Annotated in this window: 24 protein-coding genes; 7 read left to right on the forward strand and 17 right to left on the reverse strand. The window is 61.7% G+C overall.

The features are described from left to right. Positions 1-2: 2 nt before the first annotated feature. The 3 genes from B2S33_RS15535 to ribBA form a co-directional block, all read right to left on the reverse strand. On the reverse strand, positions 3-920 hold the full coding sequence (locus B2S33_RS15535) for an ABC transporter permease (RefSeq protein ID WP_027914685.1): 918 nt from the start codon (positions 918-920) through the stop codon (positions 3-5). Continuing rightward, complete coding sequence (locus B2S33_RS15540) at positions 917-1942, reverse strand: ABC transporter substrate-binding protein (RefSeq protein WP_027914686.1); 1026 nt, start codon at positions 1940-1942, stop codon at positions 917-919. The genes B2S33_RS15535 and B2S33_RS15540 overlap by 4 nt, the downstream gene beginning before the upstream one ends. A 186-nt stretch (positions 1943-2128) precedes the next feature. Further along, entirely contained in the window at positions 2129-3247 is a 1119-nt protein-coding gene (gene ribBA, locus B2S33_RS15545; RefSeq protein ID WP_027914687.1) for a bifunctional 3,4-dihydroxy-2-butanone-4-phosphate synthase/GTP cyclohydrolase II, read from the reverse strand. Positions 3248-3323: 76 nt separating this feature from the next. Between ribBA and B2S33_RS15550 the strand changes: the two genes are divergently transcribed. The 5 genes from B2S33_RS15550 (at position 3324) to B2S33_RS15570 (ending at position 6322) form a co-directional block, all read left to right on the forward strand. After that, positions 3324-3617 (forward strand): DUF1330 domain-containing protein, encoded by a 294-nt coding sequence (locus tag B2S33_RS15550; protein WP_027914688.1) that lies wholly within the window; start codon positions 3324-3326, stop codon positions 3615-3617. Between the two features lie 48 nt (positions 3618-3665). Beyond that, the gene (locus B2S33_RS15555; RefSeq protein ID WP_027914689.1) at positions 3666-4067 is read left to right on the forward strand and encodes a hypothetical protein; all 402 of its coding nucleotides are present in this window, start codon (positions 3666-3668) and stop codon (positions 4065-4067) included. A gap of 134 nt (positions 4068-4201) precedes the next feature. Then, positions 4202-4423, forward strand: coding sequence for an MbtH family protein (locus tag B2S33_RS15560; RefSeq protein ID WP_028686977.1), 222 nt, complete (start codon positions 4202-4204; stop codon positions 4421-4423). After that, positions 4420-5139 carry a thioesterase II family protein gene (locus B2S33_RS15565; RefSeq protein ID WP_028686978.1) on the forward strand — a complete coding sequence of 240 codons (720 nt, stop codon included), beginning with the start codon at positions 4420-4422 and terminating at the stop codon, positions 5137-5139. Before B2S33_RS15560 ends, B2S33_RS15565 begins: the two co-directional genes overlap by 4 nt. 112 nt (positions 5140-5251) lie before the next feature. After that, on the forward strand, positions 5252-6322 hold the full coding sequence (locus B2S33_RS15570; RefSeq protein WP_033695035.1) for a DUF1615 domain-containing protein: 1071 nt from the start codon (positions 5252-5254) through the stop codon (positions 6320-6322). 63 nt (positions 6323-6385) lie between these two features. On the opposite strand, the gene B2S33_RS15575 is transcribed toward B2S33_RS15570, so the two are convergent. The 9 genes from B2S33_RS15575 to B2S33_RS15615 form a co-directional block, all read right to left on the reverse strand. Then, positions 6386-7249 (reverse strand): metal ABC transporter solute-binding protein, Zn/Mn family, encoded by an 864-nt coding sequence (locus B2S33_RS15575; protein ID WP_028686980.1) that lies wholly within the window; start codon positions 7247-7249, stop codon positions 6386-6388. Then, complete coding sequence (locus tag B2S33_RS15580) at positions 7246-8145, reverse strand: metal ABC transporter permease (RefSeq protein ID WP_058637323.1); 900 nt, start codon at positions 8143-8145, stop codon at positions 7246-7248. Before B2S33_RS15580 ends, B2S33_RS15575 begins: the two co-directional genes overlap by 4 nt. Next, positions 8145-8891, reverse strand: coding sequence for a metal ABC transporter ATP-binding protein (locus B2S33_RS15585; protein WP_027914695.1), 747 nt, complete (start codon positions 8889-8891; stop codon positions 8145-8147). The genes B2S33_RS15580 and B2S33_RS15585 overlap by 1 nt, the downstream gene beginning before the upstream one ends. After that, positions 8888-9790: a metal ABC transporter substrate-binding protein gene (locus tag B2S33_RS15590; RefSeq protein WP_027914696.1), complete on the reverse strand. Its 903-nt coding sequence runs from the start codon at positions 9788-9790 to the stop codon at positions 8888-8890. Before B2S33_RS15590 ends, B2S33_RS15585 begins: the two co-directional genes overlap by 4 nt. Before the next feature lie 17 nt (positions 9791-9807). Next, positions 9808-10377 (reverse strand): DUF6162 family protein, encoded by a 570-nt coding sequence (locus tag B2S33_RS15595; protein ID WP_125921949.1) that lies wholly within the window; start codon positions 10375-10377, stop codon positions 9808-9810. Then, on the reverse strand, positions 10374-10694 hold the full coding sequence (locus tag B2S33_RS15600) for a hypothetical protein (RefSeq protein WP_027914698.1): 321 nt from the start codon (positions 10692-10694) through the stop codon (positions 10374-10376). Before B2S33_RS15600 ends, B2S33_RS15595 begins: the two co-directional genes overlap by 4 nt. Further along, positions 10691-11230: a hypothetical protein gene (locus B2S33_RS15605; RefSeq protein WP_027914699.1), complete on the reverse strand. Its 540-nt coding sequence runs from the start codon at positions 11228-11230 to the stop codon at positions 10691-10693. The genes B2S33_RS15600 and B2S33_RS15605 overlap by 4 nt, the downstream gene beginning before the upstream one ends. Then, on the reverse strand, positions 11227-12420 hold the full coding sequence (locus B2S33_RS15610) for a PepSY-associated TM helix domain-containing protein (RefSeq protein ID WP_027914700.1): 1194 nt from the start codon (positions 12418-12420) through the stop codon (positions 11227-11229). Before B2S33_RS15610 ends, B2S33_RS15605 begins: the two co-directional genes overlap by 4 nt. Before the next feature lie 166 nt (positions 12421-12586). Continuing rightward, the gene (locus B2S33_RS15615; protein ID WP_254286747.1) at positions 12587-13921 is read right to left on the reverse strand and encodes a lysine N(6)-hydroxylase/L-ornithine N(5)-oxygenase family protein; all 1335 of its coding nucleotides are present in this window, start codon (positions 13919-13921) and stop codon (positions 12587-12589) included. A 165-nt stretch (positions 13922-14086) separates the two neighbouring features. Here B2S33_RS15615 and B2S33_RS15620 point away from each other — a divergent pair, with 165 nt between their 5' ends. Continuing rightward, positions 14087-14533 carry a hypothetical protein gene (locus tag B2S33_RS15620; protein ID WP_027914702.1) on the forward strand — a complete coding sequence of 149 codons (447 nt, stop codon included), beginning with the start codon at positions 14087-14089 and terminating at the stop codon, positions 14531-14533. A gap of 24 nt (positions 14534-14557) precedes the next feature. Here B2S33_RS15620 and pbpG read toward each other — a convergent pair whose 3' ends face one another. Then, positions 14558-15487 (reverse strand): D-alanyl-D-alanine endopeptidase, encoded by a 930-nt coding sequence (gene pbpG, locus B2S33_RS15625; protein WP_110606797.1) that lies wholly within the window; start codon positions 15485-15487, stop codon positions 14558-14560. A gap of 289 nt (positions 15488-15776) precedes the next feature. Between pbpG and B2S33_RS15630 the strand changes: the two genes are divergently transcribed. Further along, complete coding sequence (locus tag B2S33_RS15630; RefSeq protein ID WP_288650617.1) at positions 15777-15959, forward strand: hypothetical protein; 183 nt, start codon at positions 15777-15779, stop codon at positions 15957-15959. 72 nt (positions 15960-16031) lie between these two features. Here the strand turns inward: B2S33_RS15630 and B2S33_RS15635 are convergent, their stop codons facing one another. The 4 genes from B2S33_RS15635 to B2S33_RS15650 form a co-directional block, all read right to left on the reverse strand. Further along, entirely contained in the window at positions 16032-16910 is an 879-nt protein-coding gene (locus B2S33_RS15635) for a DMT family transporter (protein WP_288650619.1), read from the reverse strand. A gap of 128 nt (positions 16911-17038) precedes the next feature. Beyond that, complete coding sequence (locus tag B2S33_RS15640) at positions 17039-17416, reverse strand: response regulator (RefSeq protein WP_027914706.1); 378 nt, start codon at positions 17414-17416, stop codon at positions 17039-17041. A gap of 166 nt (positions 17417-17582) precedes the next feature. Further along, positions 17583-18626 (reverse strand): sensor histidine kinase, encoded by a 1044-nt coding sequence (locus B2S33_RS15645; protein WP_288650620.1) that lies wholly within the window; start codon positions 18624-18626, stop codon positions 17583-17585. 248 nt (positions 18627-18874) lie between these two features. Then, on the reverse strand, positions 18875-19057 hold the full coding sequence (locus B2S33_RS15650; protein WP_027914707.1) for a hypothetical protein: 183 nt from the start codon (positions 19055-19057) through the stop codon (positions 18875-18877). Between the last annotated feature and the right edge of the window lie 180 nt (positions 19058-19237).

Genomic DNA, 19237 nt, shown 5'->3' on the forward strand with positions numbered 1-19237 from the left:
GTTTACCTCGCAGTGCCAACCGGGGATTCCGGCTGCAGCTTCAGGTACAGGTAGAACAGCACCAGGGTGATGACCACCAGCAAGGCGGCTGCCGCGCTGGCCAGGCCCCAATTGAGGAACGACTGCACCTGCTGGATGATGAATTCAGGCAGCATCATGTTCTGCGCCCCGCCCAGTAGCGCCGGGGTGACGTAGTACCCCAGCGACATGACGAACACCATCAACGCCCCGGAGAACAGCCCCGACCGGCACAGCGGCAGAAACACTTTCCAGAAATTGGTCCACGGGCTGGCACCGCACACCGAGCCTGCCTGCAGCACCATCGGGTCGATGGCATGCATGGTTGCCTGCAGCGGCAGCACGATGAACGGGATCATGATGTAGCTCATGCCGATCACCACGCCTGTGAGGTTGTGCACCATCTCAAGTGGGCTATCGATGATGCCCATGGCCATCAGCATTTTGTTGATGACCCCCGAGCTTTGAAGCAGCACCAGCCAGGAGTAAGTGCGTGCGAGCAAGCTGGTCCACATCGACAGCAGTACGATGTTCAGCAGCCACCGGCCCCAGCCCTTGGGCACCAGCGTGATCGCCCAGGCCAGCGGAAAGCCCAGCAGTACGCTGATCAGCGTTACCAGCCCGGCCACCGAAAAGGTGTTGAACAACACCCGGGCATAGGCCGAGTTGGCGAACAGCTGTTCATAGTTGCCAAGGCCAGGCGTGGGCTCGAGCACGCCGCGCAGTAACAGGCCAACCAACGGTGCGAAGAAAAACAGGCCCAGGAACAGCAGGGCTGGCAGCAGGTTGCGGCTGCCCTTCCAGCGCTGGCTCAGGGAGGCGCGCCGTGGCCCGGCCCCTGGAGCACCGGTGCCCGAAGGGGCACCTTGGGCGTTATGCAGGGCATTGATCGCGACTTTCATTTGACCAGCCACTCATTCCAGCGGGCGGCAATGGCCTGGCCGTTCTTGGCCCAGTAGGCAAAGTCCAGGGTAACCTGATCCTGCGCATAGGCAGTCGGCAGGTTCGGGGCCAGGTCCTTGTCCAGCTTGGCGAGGCTGTCGGTATTGACCGGGGCGTAGGCCGTCTTGTTTGCAAACTCGGCCTGGCCTTCGGCGCTGCTGGCATTGGCCAGGAACTTCATGGCCGCATCCTTGTTCTTCGCGCCTTTGGGTACGACCAGGAAATCGGCCATGACCAGGTTCTGTTTCCAGCTCACCCCTACAGGCGCGCCGTCTTGTTGCAGGGCGTAGACGCGGCCGTTCCAGAACTGGCCGAGGGAGGCTTCACCGGAGGCCAGCAGCTGTTGCGACTGCGCACCGCCGCCCCACCAGACGATGTCCTGCTTGATGGTGTCGAGCTTCTTGAAGGCGCGATCCAGGTCCAGCGGGTAGAGCTTGTCCGGTGCTACGCCATCGGCCAGCAGCGCCAGTTCCAGCACACCTGGGCTTGGCCATTTGTAGAGGGCGCGCTTGCCGGGGTAGGTCTTGGTGTCGAACAGCGCGGTCCAGTCGGTTGGCTTGCTGGCACCGAGCTTGCCTTCGTTGTAGCCGAGCACGAAGGAGAAGAAGAACGAACCCACGCCATGATCGGAAACGAAGCGCGGGTCAATCTTGTCGCGCTGGATCTGGGAAAAGTCCAGAGGTTCGAGCAGGCCTTCGCTGGCAGCACGCAGGGCAAAGTCAGCCTCGACGTCGACCACGTCCCACTGCACGTTGCCGCTTTCGACCATGGCCTTGAGCTTGCCGTAGTCGGTCGGGCCGTCTTGCACCACCTTGATGCCGGTAGCCTTGCTGAACGGGGCTGCCCACGCTTGTTTCTGAGCATCCTGGGTCGTTCCGCCCCAGCTTACGAAATTCAGGCTCTCAGCCGCCTGAGTGGCCTGGCAGGCCAATGTCAGGAGGCTGGCCGACAGCACTGCGGTTACACGTTTGCTCAACAGCATGATTACGCCCTCGTTGCTTTTTGTTATTCGAGGCAGGGCTTGTGGTGCGCCCGCCAACAGTATTCGGGGAGCAGCGGTAGACAAATTCAAGGTCTACGGAATGTCATATTATGGTATTCCAAACTTTTCGCAAGTAGCAGCAGGCTACCGGCCATCATTTGGTCGATGGCCATGCAGGCTGCGCGATCAGCCAGCCATTGGCTCGAACGGTACGCTCTGCACCACTTCCAGCTCGTAGCCCGCCAAGCCTGCATACTTCAAGGGCGGACCCAAATGACGAAGCTTGCCCACGCCCAAGTCTTGAAGTATCTGCGCACCAGTGCCGACCTCCGAATACACCTTCGACTGCCCGCGCCGGTAGGGGCGCTGGGGTTGGGTCAATTGCGGCACACGTTCGAGCAGCGCCTGGGAGGACTCATGGTTGGCCAGGATCACGACCACGCCTGCGCCTTCCTCAGCCACTTTCTGCAGTGCCGCCCACAACGTCCAGTTGGCCGGGCCCGCCCACTCGGCGCCGACCAGGTCGCGCAGCGGATCGATCACGTGCACCCTCACCAGCGTAGGCGTCTCACGGCGCAGTTGGCCCATGACCATGGCCATGTGCACGCCGCCGTCGATACGGTCCTCATAGGTGACCAGGCGGAAGGTGCCATGCACCGTGGGCAGCTCACGCTCCCCGATGCGCTTGACGGTCTGCTCGGTACTCAGCCGGTAGTGGATGAGGTCGGCAATGGTGCCGATCTTGATGCCGTGGCGGGCCGCGAAGGCTTCAAGCTCGGGCCGACGGGCCATGGTGCCGTCGTCGTTGAGCACCTCGACGATGACCGACGCCGGGCTCAAGCCTGCCAGGCGGGCCAGGTCACAGCCGGCCTCGGTGTGTCCTGCGCGGGTGAGAACACCGCCTTCGCGGGCGCGCAACGGGAAAATATGCCCAGGCTGCACCAGGTCTTCCGGGCGCGCATCGGCGGCCATGGCAGCTGCCACGGTGCGTGCGCGATCGGCGGCGGAGATGCCCGTGGTGACGCCGGTCGCGGCCTCGATCGAGACGGTGAAGGCGGTGCTGAACATGCTGCCATTGGCCGGAACCATCTGTTCCAGGCCCAGGCGCTGGCAGTGCTCATCCGTCAGCGTCAGGCAGATCAGGCCACGGGCTTGCTTGGCCATGAAGTTGATGGCCTGTGCGTCGCAGTATTCGGCGGCGATCAGCAGGTCGCCTTCGTTCTCACGATCTTCGTCGTCCACCAACAAGACCATCTTGCCTTGCCGATAATCCTGGAGAATTTCATCGATGCTGTTGAAAGGCATGTCGAGTGCTCGTGCTGAGAGTTATTGTTTATGGTATACCATCATACACAAAAGCCCCCACGCAGGAGACAAGCGGATGAAGGCCTATTGGATTGCCCATGTGGATGTGACCGACCCGGTTCAATACCAGCAGTACACTCAGCGTGCCCCGGCAGCCTTCCAGGCCTACGGTGGGCGCTTTCTGGCCAGGGGAGGGCGCAGTGAGGCCTTGGAAGGGCGGCCTACGCCCCAACGCAGCGTGGTGATCGAGTTCGACTCCTATGACCAGGCCGTGGCCTGCTATCGATCCGACCTTTACCAGCAAGCCTGCGGCCTGCGCCAAGGTGCGGCGTGCGCCGAGGTGATCATCGTCGAGGGCGTCGCGCCATGACACCACCGGGCGTAGCACGGGTGCCGCAATCCTGGCTATGCTTGGGCAATGACCAACTCTGTACCATTGCGCCAACCTTGCCCGCCCGGTGCGTGCATCTGCGGTCGCGATCAGCTGGCCACCGAGTGCGAGCCTGCTCGGCGCATCCTGCTGCTGACCCGGCAGGAAGAAAAGCGCCTGCTCGAACGCCTGGAGAACCTTCAGGACATCGAGGATCTCTATCGTCTGCAACGTCGGCTATATGACAACCTGGGCATCCGGCTGCATATCGCACCGGGCCATCATGAAGTGCGCACCATGCGCGGGATCGTCATCGAGCTGGACGATCAGCCTGGGTTGTGCCGCAAGACGCGCCAGGCCATACCGGCGGCCATACGCAAGGGGCTCGAACGAAATCCGCAGGTTGCCTTCCGCCTGCTCGACACCCACGACCTGTTGCGCGACACCTGACCGAACCGGCCCCACATCCCCAGGCCGGCTCGGCATTGCCTGGTCGCCTAATTTTTTCCACACCCTGCACGTCTACTTGAAAGTTCCCCTGCGCCGCGCGCGCAGTGGCAATCCCACTCAAGGAGGCAGGCAACATGACTTCAGTTTTCGACCGTGAAGACATCCAGTTCCAGGTCGTGGTCAACCACGAAGAACAGTATTCGATCTGGCCGGAATACAAGGCGATCCCCGAGGGCTGGCGGGCGGTGGGCAAAGCAGGGCTGAAAAAGGACTGCCTGGCCTACATCGATGAGGTGTGGACCGACATGCGTCCGCTCAGCCTGCGTCAGAAAATGGCTGAAGCTGGCGCACAGTGACGGTGATCAATCTCCTGTGCCTGCCGTATTCGGGGGCCAGTGCGATGGTGTACAGCCGGTGGCGCCGCGCGCTACCGGCGTGGTTGCAGGTTAGGCCAGTGGAATTGCCAGGCCGCGGCGCACGCATGGCCGAGGCGTTGCACACCGACATGCAGGCGCTGGCCCGACAGCTGGCCCAGGAGCAGCGCCTGACGACCAGTACGCCTTATGCCTTGCTCGGCCACAGCCTGGGCGCGCTGCTGGCCTTCGAGCTGGCCCATGAACTGCAGGCGCTTGGTTGCCAGCCACCGCTGGCGCTGTTCGCCTGCGGCACTGCTGCGCCTACCCGCCGGGAAGACTATGACGGCAGGCACTGGCGCGAGCCGAAGTCCGACACCGAGCTGATCGATGAATTGCGTGAGCTGCAAGGCACGCCAGAGCAGGTGCTTGCCAATGATGAACTGATGAGCCTGACACTGCCGATCCTGCGCGCTGACTTTCTGCTGTGCGGGACCTACGCGTATCGCCAGCGGCCCGCGCTTCGCTGCCCGTTGCACGTACTGGGTGGCGAAGATGATCGGGCCAGCGACGAGCAGCTACGGGCCTGGCAGCACGAAACCCAGGGCTCGTTTTCGCTGCAGGTGTTCCCTGGCGGTCACTTCTTCATCCATGACCACGAGCCAGGCGTGCTGGCGGCATTGACCAGCGCCCTGGAACCGCTGCGCCTGACGGGTTGATTGACGTCTCGCCCAGGGTCAGCGAGGCTAGGGGCTTTGAACCTCCAGGACAGACCATGCTGATCGATCTCTCTGCGCGCCCGTTGGCAGGAGCCTACCCTTGAACGGGCGGATGCTGGCCGCAGGCGTTCTCGCCTTGGCCGTGTTGCAAGGGTGTACGGGGCGCCGAGCGTCCGTACCCCAAGCCGACCCTGCGCAGGTGCACGCCGAGCTGATGCGCTTGTTGCCCGCCAAGGCTGGCGACCGGGCCGGCTGGGCCGCTGATATCCAGAAGGCGTTCCAGGCCCAAGGTATCGAGCCTTCAAAGCGAAACCTGTGCGCGGTACTGGCTGTGACCGAGCAGGAGTCCACCTTCAACGCCGACCCCCAGGTGCCCCAGCTGGGCCGTATCGCGCGCGAGGAAATCAATCGGCGGGCTGCCCGTGTGCATGTGCCCAGAATGCTGGTCGACGGCGCGCTGCAAACCCCGTCTGGCAATGGCAAGACCTACGCACAGCGCTTGCAGGCAGTGCGCACCGAGAAGCAATTGAGCGAACTGTATGATGAGGTGATCGCGCGGGTGCCATTGGGCCGTACCTTGCTGGGGGGGCTCAACCCGGTACATACCGGCGGCCCGATGCAGGTGAGCATCGACTTTGCCGAGAAACACGCGCAAGCCTATCCCTACGCACGCGAGGGTAGCGTGCGCCAGGAAGTGTTCACGCGCCGCGGTGGCCTGTATTTCGGGATTGCGCATCTATTGGGCTATCCCGCCAACTACGAGCGTCAGCTCTATCGGTTCGCTGACTTCAACGCTGGCTGGTACGCCAGCCGTAATGCGGCGTTTCAGGCGGCGCTCAGCCAGGTCACCGGGATAGATCTGGCGCTGGACGGTGACCTGATTGCGCCTGGGTCGATCATGCCCGGCACCACAGAAAGGGCAGCACGTCAGCTGGGTCGGCAGTTGGGCCTGCGCAACCCGCAGATTCGCAGTCAGCTGGAGCAGGGCACCGAACTGGATTTCGAAGAGACTCGGCTGTACCGGGAGGTGTTTGCCCTGGCCGATGCCAGGGCCGGCCGTGCATTGCCGCGGGCCGTGCTGCCGGGCATCGAGCTCAAGAGCCCGAAGATCACCCGCAAGCTGACCACTGCCTGGTTTGCCGAGCGGGTGGATGGGCGCTATGAGCAGTGTATGAGTCGTTGAGTAAGTGCGGGTCTGCCCTTCTCATCCGGTCCCTATGCTCCCCACAGGTACTGCGCTACCCCTTCAGCCTTGGCCTAATGCCTCGACGATCAGATCAACGCTGCTCTTCAAGCCTGCCAGCGTGTCGTCGGTATCGCTCTGCACGACAACCAGCTTCGCGCCGCTGTCTTTGATGACCTGCGCCACGGCGGCCTCTGGTTGCCGATGATCCAGGACCAGGGCCACGTCCTGGTTTTTGAGGTTGTCGGCCAAGGCTTTGAGCGCAGCGGCATCCCACTCGGTGGGCAGCGGCTGGTCCACCAGGTCCAGGTTCAATCCGCTGGCCAAGTAACCCAGCCGCTCCGAAAGGCTGACGGTGGTCAGGTTTTCCACCTTGGCCAGACGCGTCTGGCTATCGGCGGCCAGCGCCAACACTTGCTGCTTGAAGCCGGCAAGGTTAGTTTTAATGCGTGCCTTGTCCGCAGGTGACAGCCGCTCCAGATCATTGGCCACGACATCGGCCATGCGGCCCAGGTTGGTGGGGCTGAGCCATGGGTAGCCGGCGTAGGCATCAGCCCCCGTCACGGCGATGCCTGGCAATGCACCATCGACGGGGCGAGCGGCGTCGATTTCCACGATGCGGATATTGCTGCGCCGCGCCACCGGATAAAGCGGATCGTCTCGCCAGATCGAACGCACGCCGATCACAGCGTCAGCCTGCTGGGCCGCCTTGTGCAGGCTGGCTTCGCCACGACCACTGAAATATGACGGCTGGCGGCTGGCGGGCAAATTCGCCGGCGCAGCGCGTTTGAGCTCAACCGAAGTGCCTTCGAGCAAGGTGTTGGCCAGGCTGTGGGTCACCGGCAGGGTGGTCAGCACCTGGGTGGCCGAGGCCAGGGACGGCAGGCTGGTAAGGGCGACGGCCAGACACAGGCGTTTGAGGTTCATGCCGGGTTTCCTTGCAGACGTGGGACGAGCGCGCGGGCCAGGGCGGCCAGGGCGAAGCAGAGGCCAGCGACCAGAATGATCGCGGCGCCGGACGGTACAGGCAGGTCGAAGACAATGGGCAGCAGAATGCCGAACAGGGTGCTCAGGGTAGCGATGAACACCGAGATGAAGAAAAAGCCTTTCAATGACTGGCTGACCAGGCGCGCGGCAGCCGCGGGGATGACCAGTAACGCGCCCACCAGAATCGCACCGATTACTTTGACCGCGGCCACCGTGACCAAGGTCACCAGCACCACGAACAGGTAGTCCAGGGTTTTGACCGCCACCCCGCGTACAGCAGCCAGTTGCGGATTGAAGCTGGCCAGCATGATGCGGTTGTACAGCGGCAGCGCCAAGGCCAGCACCAGCACGGCGACGATTCCCAACACGACCAGGTCCTGACCGCTGACGGTCAACACCGAACCGAACAGCACGTTTTCCAGAATGTGCACGTTGATCTTGCCGGCCAGCATCAGCAGCAGGCTGGCGCCCAGCGCCAATGACACCGACAGGAACACGCCAATCAGCGTGTCGGGCGACAAGCCGGTGCGATTGCGCAGGAAATTCAGCAGGATGCCGAACAGCAGGCAATAGCCGAACAGGCTGCCGTAGGGCCCAGTATAGGGTTCGCCCAACAGGATGCCGATGGCCACGCCAGTCAGCGCCGCGTGGCCGACCGCTTCGGAGAAGAAGGCAAAGCGCTTGACCACCACCAATGTGCCAAGGCCACCGAGCACCGGCCCGATCATCAACCCTGCCAGCAGCGCATTGACGACGAAGCCGTAGGCCAGCGCTTCGGGCAAGTAGCCTTGAACGGCCCACTGCTGCACCAGTTCACGGAAGGATTCGAAACTCATCAGGCAAGGCTCTCGCTGCGCGGATGGACGGAGAACAGCCCGAGCAGACGCTCAGGGGTGAGAGCCTGGGCAGGCGGTGCATCGAACAGCACGCGGCGGCTCAGGCCGGTTACCCGGTCAGCCAGCCGCAGCACGGCTTCAAGGTCATGCTCGATCCACAAGACAGTGGTGCCGGAGCGACGCCAGCTGGCCAGCAAGTGCTCGAACACACGAATACCCGCTTCGTCCAGTGCCGACATGGGTTCGTCCAGTACTAGTAGTTGCGGTTCGGGAATCAGCCCTTGCGCCAGTAGCACCCGCTGACGCTCACCGCCCGACAGTGCGCCCATGCGCCGCTTGCGCTTGTCGAGCATGCCGACGTGGGTCAGGGCCGCCTCGATGGCCGGCTGGACACGCTTGGACAACCCTAGGAAGGCGGGCTGGCGCTGGCACATGGCAGCCATGAAGTCGTCCACGGTCATGGGCAAGCCGCGGTCGAACTCCAGCGCCTGAGGCACGTAGCCGATCACCTCCCGCTCGCTGGGCCAGTGCATGGCCAATCGGCCCTGATGAGGCATCTGCCCCAGCAGTGTCTTGATCAGCGAGCTCTTGCCGCCCCCATTGGGTCCGACGATGGCATGCACCGAGCCGGCCGCGACGCTGAAACTGACCTGTTCGAGAATGCGCGTACGGCCCAGTTCGAGGTTGACCGCCTCGAACTCGATGCGAGGTCCACAAACCGGCAGCACCTGAGTGGCGGCGGTCATGCGCGGTTCTCCTCGATGGCGCGCACCACTGTGTCGAGGTTGCGCTTCATTTCGACCTCATACTTGTCCTTGGTGTATTCGCCGTAGGAAATATGCGTCAACGGGTACAAGCGCACGCCGGATTCACGCTGGATCGTTTCCACATAGGCCGAGGGAAAGTCCATTTCCGAGAAGATGACCCGCACATCCAGGGCTTTGAGTTGGTCGATGGTCTTCTTCAGCTGAGCGGGACTGGGCTCGATGCCGTGGGCAGGCTCCACCACGGCGGTCACCTCCAGGCCAAAATCACGCACCAGGTAATCGTAGGCAGCGTGGATCGTGGCCACCCGGAAGGTGGCACCAGGCGCTTGGCTCACCTTGGCCAAGGCCTCTGCACGCAGGGCACGCAGACGCTTGGCATAGGCCCGCGCATTTTGCGTGTAGAGTTTCGCGTTTTCCGGGTCCAGCTTGCCCAGCTCCCGGGCAATGTTATTGACCTGCGCAATGGTGGTGCTGATGGACAGGAATGTATGCGGATTGACGACCTTACCAGCGCCGCGTGCGGCAATGCCGGTTGCCGCGAGCAGAGGCACGTTCTGGTTCGATTCGATGGTGGCGATGTTCGGTTTTTCGCTGGCCGCGATCATGCGGTCGGCGAAGTCGTCATGACCGACGCCGTTGAGCACGACCACATCGAGCGTGCCGATGCGCTTGATGTCCTCGGCGCGAGGCTCGTAGGCATGCGGGTTGAAGCCAGCCGGAATCAACGGCACCACCTCGGCTTTGTCGCCAACGATGTTGCTCACATAGCTGTAGTAAGGGTGCAGGGTGATGCCGATACGCAGCGGTTTGCCGGCGTCGGCCAGGGCAAAGGCGGGTAGGGCGCAGGCCAGGAGCAGGGCGAGGGCGGAGCGAAGCATGGAACATTCCTTTGGAGTCAGTGACGGTGTTCGCGGGTGACACCGGCGTCGTAGTGGCTGACGACCTGGCGCCAGCCGGCGGCGATCAGGCTTGCCGGGGCAAGGTCATCGACCGATGAGCTGGGGCTGTCTCTAAGGAGCCAGACCTCGGCCTCGGCGCCAGCTTCGGCGGGCAGGATCATCAGCAGGTCGCCGGCGATTTCCGGCGCCTGGCTGCGGCCCAGGTAGGCGCCGTCGGCCAGCAACGACCAGTGGTGATCGCCACGGCCCTGGCTACCGGCATCAACGACGAAAGGCGGCAGACCCTCGGCCGCCAGTGTTTGCACGTCGGGCACGGCGCCCTCTTCCTCGCGAAGGTACTGGATTTCGTCGAAGGCCACCCGCAGGTCGGTGTAGAGGCCTTGCTCAGCCGGCGTCAGGTCCCGCCGAGCGTCAATTTGATGGCTGGCGATCGGCTGATCGTCCACACGCTCCCCACGCACCAGCACGACGCTGGCTGCCAGGGCTACGATCAATGCACTGACCATCAGCACATACAGCGTTTCATGCCCGGCGCCGGCCGGGCGAATCACCTGAACCCGGCTCATGGTTGCGAAATGTCGGCGTAGTCGACTTCGACCACATGGCCAGGGCCTGCGTCGAACAACACGTAGAATTCACCATCCGGGCGCTTGAAGGTGAGGGTGGAGTCATCCCCGAGCTTGCCGCCGACCAGCACCTGTTCGTCGTAGCCGATCACGTCCAGGGTTACACCAGGTGCACCGCTACCGTCAGAAAAGCCGCCAGTGCATTTGATCTGACTGCCTGGCACTTCCTCACATTCACACATGGGGTTGTGTGCCATGGCAGCCGTCGCGGTCAACAGCAGTGATGGGAGCATGAGCCTACGCATGAGGTGTTTCATTTGTTGCCTCCTTGTTTCTTGAGCCAGGCCACGGTGGCTGGCGATGCCTGGGCCAAGGGCACCGAGGCTTGATGCATGCTGCCGTCCCAGCCTTCAAGGGTGATCCACACTTGGGCATCTGGCCGAGTACGCGGCGCAATTGGAAGGGAGGTACCCATGTGGTAGGGGGCCCCGAAGAAAATGGTGCCGGCGGCGCGCAGGCTGCGCGGCTTGCCGATGCGCAGGTAGGTGGCTTTCACCTCTTGGGCGCAGCCTTTGCAGAGCGAGGCATTGAACACCTTGAAGTAGCCGGCCGGACCATCGGCCTGGGGCACTTCGTCACGCATTTCAGCCAGGTCCAGGCTGTAGGGCCCTACTTTGATATCACGTATCACGTTCGCGCCCAGCCCGGCTTCGCCGCGAAACAGCTTGGCGTCGGCAAAGTACTGGGGCATGAAGCCCAGCGGGATCAGGACCAGCAGAATGTTCAGGTGAAACCGCCACTTCAACCAGATCTGCTTCAATGGCCGTTGCTCAAGGGTGTGTGCCTGGCTCATGGTTGGGTCTCCAGGGTAGGCTCGCGCTGTGCGACGCGCGGGGCGCGCTCGCTGCGCTTGAGGGCGGCGGCGGTAGCTTGGGCGGTGCGCTTGGTCCAGATGAGCAGGCCGCTGAACACCATCAAGGTCAATACCAGGCCGAAGAAGAACCACACCAGTTTGATCGGCAGCCCGCCGAAGTCGCCGGTGTGCAGCGGACGCATGGATTCGGTGACGAACTCCAGGGGCGTGCGGTCGCTGATGCGGAACTGGCTGTCGACCTGGCGGGTGTAGGGGTTGACCGAGGCATTCTGGAACATCAACGGGTACCACCCCGGCCCCGAAAGGCTGATATGGCTGTACGCCGTGGCGGGCAATATCACGAAGCTGACCTCAAGGCCCGGTACCGCTTGCCCGGCAATGCGCACGGCTTCGTCCAGGTCGATGCGTGGTGCCGGGGTGCCGTCGGTGGTCTGCGGCACGTCCTCGCGTGCAATCACCGGCACGATGGGGCGTGTGGAAATCGTGACGTGGTTATCGCCCAGAATGGCCTGGATCAGGAACCAGGTACCGGTAATGGAAATGACGGCGATGAACCAGATGGACCAGACGCCGGCCAGGCGATGCACGTCCCCCCAGAAAATCCGCGAGCCGTGACCGGTGCGCACCGGCTTGAAGAACCCCCTCCAGAATTTCTTGTACACCACCAGCCCTGTGACCAGGGACGCCAGCATGGGCAGGCCCAGTAGTGAAACAAGGTACCAGCCCCAGCTGTAACCGTTGGTGAATGGCACCAGCCACCACCCATGCAAGGCGCGGGTGAAGGCTTCGAAGTCGAAGTCGGGCGTCTTGCCCTGGATGGCCCCGGTGTAGGGGTTTACATACAGCGTGGGGCTGGTGCCGTCGGGCAGGGTAACGTTGGCAATGACCGCGAAGTGCGAGCCGTCGGGCTGGCGAAGCATGTCCACGATCATCTCGGGCTCGGCCTTGTGCAGCGCATCGAGCACTTGCTGGAAACTCAGGCGGTCCACGTCGGCATCGGGCTTGTTGGCGCGGACCGCAGGGTCGGCCAGCCATACGATTTCCTGGCTGACCACCGCGAGCATGCCGGTGAAACACACGATCAGGACAAAGAACCAGATCGGCAGCGCGAGCCAGCTGTGGACCAGGAACCAGAGCCTGGACTTGGATTTTTTCGGAGTTTTGGCCATCAGACGATCTTCACAATAAGGGGTCGAGCTTAAGCCCAACCCTGGAGAGCTGTATTGATAAGGACGAATGAGAATCGAAATTCCGTCGATTTAAATGCAAGGAAATGTTTCAGGCTGAGGAGCCGGCCCCCGCACCTGAAACGGGGGGGCGGTGGCGAAGCGTCTGTCAGGCGCGGGACAGGACCGCTTCTGGCAGTGGCAGGGTGCGCAACGATGGCAGGTCGTGATAGAGCGCACGGCCAATCTCGGCGGCCCGCGAGGGCAGAACCGACAGCAGCGTGTCGCTCAGACCATGGCTGTTCTCGCAGAAGCCTTGCAGGTACACCGACGCCTTGAGGTCGGGGCTGGTCAGTACGCGGTAGTTGCGATCGACGTTGAAGTCCTCCAGGTAGCCAGCCAAGGGGGCCAGCAAGTCGCGGTGCGAACGGCGCTCGTAGCCGGTGGCCAGGATGACGGCATCGTAGCGGTGGGTCTGTTGCTGGCCGGTGGCCAGGTCGCTGAGGGTCAACTCGATGCCTTCTGAGGTGCCCACCACCGCTTCTACCTGGCGCCGGCACAGCACGTTGTGGCGGAACTGATGGGCCACTTTTTGCCGATAGAGAATGGCGTAGATGCGCTCGATCAGGTTCAGGTCGACCACCGAGTAATTGGTGTTGTGATATTCATCGAGCAACTTGCTGCGTTGATCGGCCGGTTCGTTGTAGACCAGGTCGGTGTAGTCGGGTGCGAAAATCTCGTTGACGAACGGGCTGTCGTCGGCCGGCTTGAGCGCCGAGGCGCGCAGGATCATGTCCACCTTCACCGACGGGTAGCTGTCGTTGAGATCGATGAACGCCTCGGCTGCGCTCTGGCCTGAGCCGATGACCGCGATGCGCATTGGTTTTCCGGCATTGCAGGGCAGCTGGCTGAGGCTGCTGAGGTAGCGGGAATGGTGGAACACGCGCGGGTCGTTCTTGAAGGCCGCGAACGTTTCCGGAATCTTCGGTGTTCCGCCGCTGCCCACCACGACCGAACGGGCCCTGCGGGTGTATTCCCGGCCTTCGGCATCACGGGACACCAGGCGCAGGTGCTCGACGCGGCCTTGGGTGATTTCAGGTTCGATACGCAGCACTTCTTCACCGTATACCGCCTGGGTCGCGAAATGTTCGGCAGCCCAGCGCAGGTAGTCGTTGTATTCCAGTCGGCAGGGATAGAAGGTGCCCAGGTTGATGAAGTCGGCCAGGCGCTGTTTCTGGTGCAGGTAGTTGACGAAGCTGTAGGGGCTGGTGGGGTTGCGCAGGGACACCAGGTCCTTGAGGAAGGAGATCTGCAACTCGCTCTGGGTGGCGAGGGTTTCACCGTGCCAGCGATAGTCCTGCTGCTTCTCGATAAATAGCGCGTCAAGGGCGCGCCCCTGGCTTTCGGCCAGCTCTTCGAGGGCGATTGCCAGCGCAAGGTTGGACGGGCCGAAGCCTACGCCGATCAGATCTTTGATGGTTTCCTGCTGTGTGGCTTGGGTCATGGCCGCGATTCCATAAGGTCGATGTGGACGCTCACCGGTGATCCGGCTACCGCGCTGGTACATCTTCTGGAACGAGCCAACCGACAGGGAATTTAGCAGGGCTCAAGACAAGCCCATTTGTGCCGATAAATGGGGCACGGACCGGTTTTGGAGCAAGGAATCATCATGGTCGCAATCAACTCGAGCAATCTGTTGATCAACGGCGTCTCAGCCCAGACGCTGAGCGTTGACGCTGCCGCCGAGCGTGAACGGCGTGTGCAGGCGGGCGAAGCGCCCGGCCCGTTGAGCATCACCAGTGACAGCCTCAACGCCACGGCTACGGGCCAGGCACAATCTGCCCAGAGCGACGACAGCGACGAGCCAGAGGCCGTCAAGCAGCTGCGCGAGTTGATCAAGACGTTGCAGAAACAGCTGGCAGAGGAGCAGAAACAACTTTCAGCGCTGATGAACAGCGACATGGAAGAGACCGCGAAGATGGCTGCCATCAGCACCAAGCAAAGCAGCATTGCCACGCTCAGCAGCCAGATCATCGCGGCCTCGGCACAGTTGCTCGAACTGTTGCAGCAAAGCGGTGGTGGCAGTGCCGGTGGCCTGGTCAGCACCCGTGCCTAGCCGGCGCTGACCAAACCGAGAGGGTCAATCGGCGGCTAACCGCGCTTTGTTGTGACGATCGGCCTTGTACTGCATGGCCACCGCTGGGGCTGGCTTGGCCGCGCCCGTCTCCAGCCACTGGCGCATACGGCTGGCATCGGCGAAGTGGGTGTACTTGCCGAATGCGTCGAGAATGACCATGGCGACCGGACGGTTGTCCATGCGTGTCAACAGTACCAAGCAGTGTCCAGCCTCGTTGGTGAAGCCGGTCTTGGTCAGCTTGATGTCCCAGTTGCTCTTGTTCACCAGGTGATCAGTGTTGCGAAACCCGAGTGTGTAATTGGGTTTGCTGAACGCTACGGTTTTCTCACGGGTGGTCGACAACGTACTCAACATAGGGTACTTGCGCGACGCCATCAACAGCTTGGTCAGGTCGCGGGCAGTGGAGACGTTCTGAGTCGAAAGACCGGTGGGTTCGATGTAGCGGGTATGGCTCATGCCCAGGCTGCGTGCCTTGGCGTTCATCGCCTTGATGAAAGCCGGGTAACCGCCAGGGTAGTGGTTGGCCAGGGTGGTTGCGGCGCGGTTTTCCGAGGACATCAGGGTGATCAGCAACGTCTCGCGTCGGTTCAACTGGCTGCCGAGCCGAACCCTGGAGTAGACGCCTTTCATGTCCGGGTTGTTGGCAATGGTCATGGTCAGCATTTCGTCCATGGGCAGCTTGGCATCGAGCACGACCATGGCCGTCATCAGTTTGGTCACCGACGCAATGGGCAGCACGCGGTCAGGGTGACTGGCGTACAGCTCCTTGTTGGTGTTGAGGTCGATCAACAAGGCGCTGCCGGAGGCCAAGTGCAGCTTGGCGGGGTCACGTTGCAACTGGGCAGCGGGCTGTGCAGCGACAGCGCCGGTAATAGGGGTCAGGGTACCTGTGAGCAACAACACAAGGCTGAGGGTGGACAGGATCGTTTTCACGTTGAGGCTCACTAAAGAGGGCTATGTCGTTGGCATTGCGAGGGTTTTCCCCAAGCCGGCGCATTCTGGAGTATGGCTCAAGCCGTGTCGATTGCCTTATCACCAATGGGCGCAAGGTGAAGGAAATTTAATCCTGCGGGTACGGCTTCAGCGCGTTGAGTAGGCCAACTCCCCATCCTTTGGTCGTCCCCCTCTCACTGAACCGCTTGGGCTGATTTACTGATTCGAGGTGAACTCCGTGTGACTCGGCCCTGTCACCTTTGAACATACGGAGGATCCAGGCATGGTTGTGAAATTGAGAACGTATCGCGGAGATGACATCCCGGAGTGGTACCAGCGTGACGATCTCGATGAACTCTACGAGGTCGAGGACCAGGAGGGGAGTGTGCAATTGCTCGAAGATGATGAAGATGCAGTGAGGCTCGTCGTAGACCTTACCTATGAAGATGAAACGGCCCCCAAGCCAGAGTGATGGGAAGCAAATGAAGCCTCGCAGCGGGCCCAGCCCCCACGGGCCTGCTGGCACTTTCGGATCGTAAAATACCTATGCCCTGCGCCAGGCACGCCAGGCGATGCGCGTGAGTCGCAGCTCGGTGATGGTCAACCCGACCAATATCAAGCCTGCGCCGGCCAGACGCTCGGCAGGCAAACGATCACCGGCAAGGAAGTAGCCGAACAGGCCGCCGAAAATTGGCTCGCATATGAGTATCAATGCAACCTTTTCCGGGGGCAACACCGCTTGGGCACGGTTCTGGATGGCGTAAGCCAAGGCTGTTGCCAGCAGCGCCAATACCAGGAGGGTGGTGGTGACAGGTAGCGTGGTGGGTACGAAGAACTCGTTGTTCGACCAACTCCATATCAGCGAAAGCACGCCGACGACGCTTAATTGAATCGAAGCCGATGCCAAAGCGAGCGCAGGCGTGGTGAACGTCGATACCATCACGATATGCAACGCGAAGCACACGGCACACCCCAGCACCAGCAAATCGCCGTAGTGCAGGGTAAATCCATCCAGGCTCAGCAGGCCGAGCCCGACTACCGCGATACCGGTTCCGACCCCTTGCTTCAGGCTGGGGCGACCCTTGCCCATGAGGTAGATCAGCACCGGCGTGAACACAGTACACAGGCCCGTGATGAAACCGGCATTGGAGGGCGTCGTCAGGGCAGTACCGGAGGTCTGCAGCGAAAAAGCCAAAAACAGCACGACCCCGGCCAAGCCAGCACTCAACCAAGTGCGTGGGCCCATCAGTCGAAACGAGCGAATCGAGAAGGGGAGCAACGCCAATGCGGCCAGGCTGAACATCCACGCATTCAAGGTGGAGGCAGCCATGATGCTCAGCGTGTCGTGCTTGGCCACGAAGCTCCAGCCCCATACCGCGGTGACAGCCAGAAGCGAAATCGACCAGAGGGTGTTTTTAGACATGACGAATCCTTGGGCAGGCATTTATACCGAATGCCTTGCCGAGAAATGTCTGTCAGCGGTACCTAAGAACGCAAAGATAAAGCGTTGCCTGCCCACTGGCAATTACCAGGTTGGTAGCGCCCTGCGGCCTAGTTGTCGGATGAGTGGTCCGTACCGGTGCACCCTACCAGCAGCATGATCATCGCCTCGATCGACCACGGCTTGGCAATGAATGCAGCGGTGGGTGGTAATGGCACGTCGAGCCTACTGTGCCCGCCACTGGTCACGATCACAGGCAAGCGCGGCCATTTTTCGTAAGCCGTCCAGGCCAGATCCCAGCCATCGGAAAGCCCCGGTGTGCGCACGTCGGTCACCACCGCCGCCCAGGGCTGCTTATCGAGTTGGCGAATACCCTCTTCGGCGGTATCCACAGAGACGACCGTCGCGCCTGTATCTTCTATGATCATGGCCAAGAATTCCCGCAGGGCAGGCTCGTCCTCGACCACTAAGATCCGTTTTCCCTTCATGAGCGCAGACCATCGTTTCCATCATGTGCTTCCGAGGGCGTGGTCAGCACCGCGTTGCTTCGAATGGATAAGCGGTGCAATTTGTACAGCTATTGGCATGAAACTCGACGGCTGTACAACAGTGGCATGCATGCCATCACCGGTTTCAGCTGCTCGTCCAGGTCGCTCAATAGATGCGTTTGCCTAGCTTTTGGGTAAACGGGGCGGTGATCTGGCAACTGAATCCAGCAGGCTCGTAGTTGAACGTCACCTTGCCGTTGAACGCGTTGCGTAAGCTGCCTTGCATCATCAGAGTGCCATAGCCCCGCCTGGTGGGCGGCGCAACCGCTGGACCGCCGGTTTCATGCCAGTTGAAGGTGAAATGTGGCGGTGAGTCCATTTGCTCTTCAAGCTGCCAGCTGAAGGCCACAACGCCGCCGCATTGGGAAAAGGCTCCATATTTCGCGGCATTGGTCGCCAGTTCGTGCAGGACCAACGCCAATGCAGAAGCCGCCTCGGGCGCCAGGATTATGTGCGGCCCGCTTTTGTCGTCGTGCATGTCCGTCACATAGGGGGCCAAGGTTTCAGTCACCAGGCTGTGCAAGCTGATCGGGACCTTCGCGAGCGCCAGCGTATGAGCCTTCTGCATCGTCACCAGGCGGTTTTGCAGAACACTGCGGAACTCGGTGATTTCTGGATGATGCTTCGCCGTCAGGATGGCAACAGCGCCAATGGTACTGAACAGGTTGCGCATACGATGATCAAGTTCGGTCACGAGTATCGCCGCCGCTTCCTGGGTACGGCTGTAGGCGCAGAGCTGCGCGCACAAACGCAAGGCGCTGGGCATCTGTGCGCGAAAAGCCTCGGTAATCGGGCGTTTCGGGTCGTAGATCAGGGCGATCGTGCCTTGTACGGCGCCGTCCTTGTCCGGGGCCGGAAACGACGTCAATGCTTTGAGCCCATGCTCACGAAACAGGCCCTTCCACGCTGCTGCGAAACGCGAATCGGTAGCCACGTCAGGCACATCAATGGCCGCGCCGCTGAGAATGGCCAAACCGCATGAGCCGCGGTTTGTCGAAATGGGATTGCCAGTGAGCTTGCTGCTGAACGCTTCAGGCAGGCTCGGAAAGACAGAGTGCCTGAAGGTTTTGCCTGGATGGTCCAGGATATTGATGCCGACGTGACTACCCGGCAGTTGCGCAGCCAGTGCAGTGACGAAGGCGCTCAGCAAAGGGAGGATGGATTCACCGTTGGCCATGATCTCGATGGCCTCGTCCCGAAAGCTGTCGACCAGTGCCGTCATGAGCCAGGAAGCCTTGCAGGGAATGGCAACGACGTCTCCTTGGACGAAGTGTCTCGGTGTTTTGAAACGGCAAGGTTACAGCGTTTCGCGGATGCGCGCAGCCTGGCGAGTGACAGGGCACTTAAAAAAAAGCCCGCACGATGGCGGGCAATAGGGAGCAGCACTAAATGTTCGTGTCAGGCGAGTAGGCTGAGGGGTTGCAGCTGTTCGATCAGGGCGCGCGCACTGGCCAGGCTCGGCATCGGCCCGCTGACCGGCTCGCCATTACTGACCAGGTACCAGCAAGCCAGCAGGCCCTGATTGCGCAAGGAGGCCGGTACTGCCGAGCCGATCACGGACATGATCTCGATAGTGGCCATCTACAGCCCTCCGCTAAGACATGGCGTTACTGTACCGACGCCATGGGCGGGACTGAAATCAATGTGCTCAATAGTGCTTATCAGTTTTGCCTAATGTGCTGGCGTCATTGTGCATGGTCGATTCGTAGGGCGTTGCGAGCAGCCTCGAGTCGGTATGCGTGGGGCATCCGCTCTGCTAGG

This window comes from Pseudomonas sp. UBA5568 (assembly GCF_002425525.1).
GTDB lineage: Bacteria > Pseudomonadota > Gammaproteobacteria > Pseudomonadales > Pseudomonadaceae > Aquipseudomonas > Aquipseudomonas fulva.

Excerpts from the sequence above, each read along its gene's own strand:
- B2S33_RS15575 (WP_028686980.1), bottom strand. The coding sequence starts at position 7,249 with ATGAACCTCAAACGCCTGTGTCTGGCCGTCGCCCTTACCAGCCTGCCG.
- B2S33_RS15560 (WP_028686977.1), top strand. The coding sequence starts at position 4,202 with ATGACTTCAGTTTTCGACCGTGAAGACATCCAGTTCCAGGTCGTGGTC.
- B2S33_RS15635 (WP_288650619.1), bottom strand. The coding sequence starts at position 16,910 with ATGTCTAAAAACACCCTCTGGTCGATTTCGCTTCTGGCTGTCACCGCG.
- B2S33_RS15610 (WP_027914700.1), bottom strand. The coding sequence starts at position 12,420 with ATGGCCAAAACTCCGAAAAAATCCAAGTCCAGGCTCTGGTTCCTGGTC.
- B2S33_RS15585 (WP_027914695.1), bottom strand. The coding sequence starts at position 8,891 with ATGACCGCCGCCACTCAGGTGCTGCCGGTTTGTGGACCTCGCATCGAG.
- B2S33_RS15535 (WP_027914685.1), bottom strand. The coding sequence starts at position 920 with ATGAAAGTCGCGATCAATGCCCTGCATAACGCCCAAGGTGCCCCTTCG.
- B2S33_RS15600 (WP_027914698.1), bottom strand. The coding sequence starts at position 10,694 with ATGAAACACCTCATGCGTAGGCTCATGCTCCCATCACTGCTGTTGACC.
- B2S33_RS15590 (WP_027914696.1), bottom strand. The coding sequence starts at position 9,790 with ATGCTTCGCTCCGCCCTCGCCCTGCTCCTGGCCTGCGCCCTACCCGCC.
- B2S33_RS15540 (WP_027914686.1), bottom strand. The coding sequence starts at position 1,942 with ATGCTGTTGAGCAAACGTGTAACCGCAGTGCTGTCGGCCAGCCTCCTG.
- B2S33_RS15615 (WP_254286747.1), bottom strand. The coding sequence starts at position 13,921 with ATGACCCAAGCCACACAGCAGGAAACCATCAAAGATCTGATCGGCGTA.
- B2S33_RS15570 (WP_033695035.1), top strand. The coding sequence starts at position 5,252 with ATGCTGGCCGCAGGCGTTCTCGCCTTGGCCGTGTTGCAAGGGTGTACG.
- B2S33_RS15650 (WP_027914707.1), bottom strand. The coding sequence starts at position 19,057 with ATGGCCACTATCGAGATCATGTCCGTGATCGGCTCGGCAGTACCGGCC.
- ribBA (WP_027914687.1), bottom strand. The coding sequence starts at position 3,247 with ATGCCTTTCAACAGCATCGATGAAATTCTCCAGGATTATCGGCAAGGC.
- B2S33_RS15620 (WP_027914702.1), top strand. The coding sequence starts at position 14,087 with ATGGTCGCAATCAACTCGAGCAATCTGTTGATCAACGGCGTCTCAGCC.
- B2S33_RS15640 (WP_027914706.1), bottom strand. The coding sequence starts at position 17,416 with ATGAAGGGAAAACGGATCTTAGTGGTCGAGGACGAGCCTGCCCTGCGG.
- B2S33_RS15605 (WP_027914699.1), bottom strand. The coding sequence starts at position 11,230 with ATGAGCCAGGCACACACCCTTGAGCAACGGCCATTGAAGCAGATCTGG.
- B2S33_RS15555 (WP_027914689.1), top strand. The coding sequence starts at position 3,666 with ATGACCAACTCTGTACCATTGCGCCAACCTTGCCCGCCCGGTGCGTGC.
- B2S33_RS15580 (WP_058637323.1), bottom strand. The coding sequence starts at position 8,145 with ATGAGTTTCGAATCCTTCCGTGAACTGGTGCAGCAGTGGGCCGTTCAA.
- B2S33_RS15550 (WP_027914688.1), top strand. The coding sequence starts at position 3,324 with ATGAAGGCCTATTGGATTGCCCATGTGGATGTGACCGACCCGGTTCAA.
- B2S33_RS15595 (WP_125921949.1), bottom strand. The coding sequence starts at position 10,377 with ATGAGCCGGGTTCAGGTGATTCGCCCGGCCGGCGCCGGGCATGAAACG.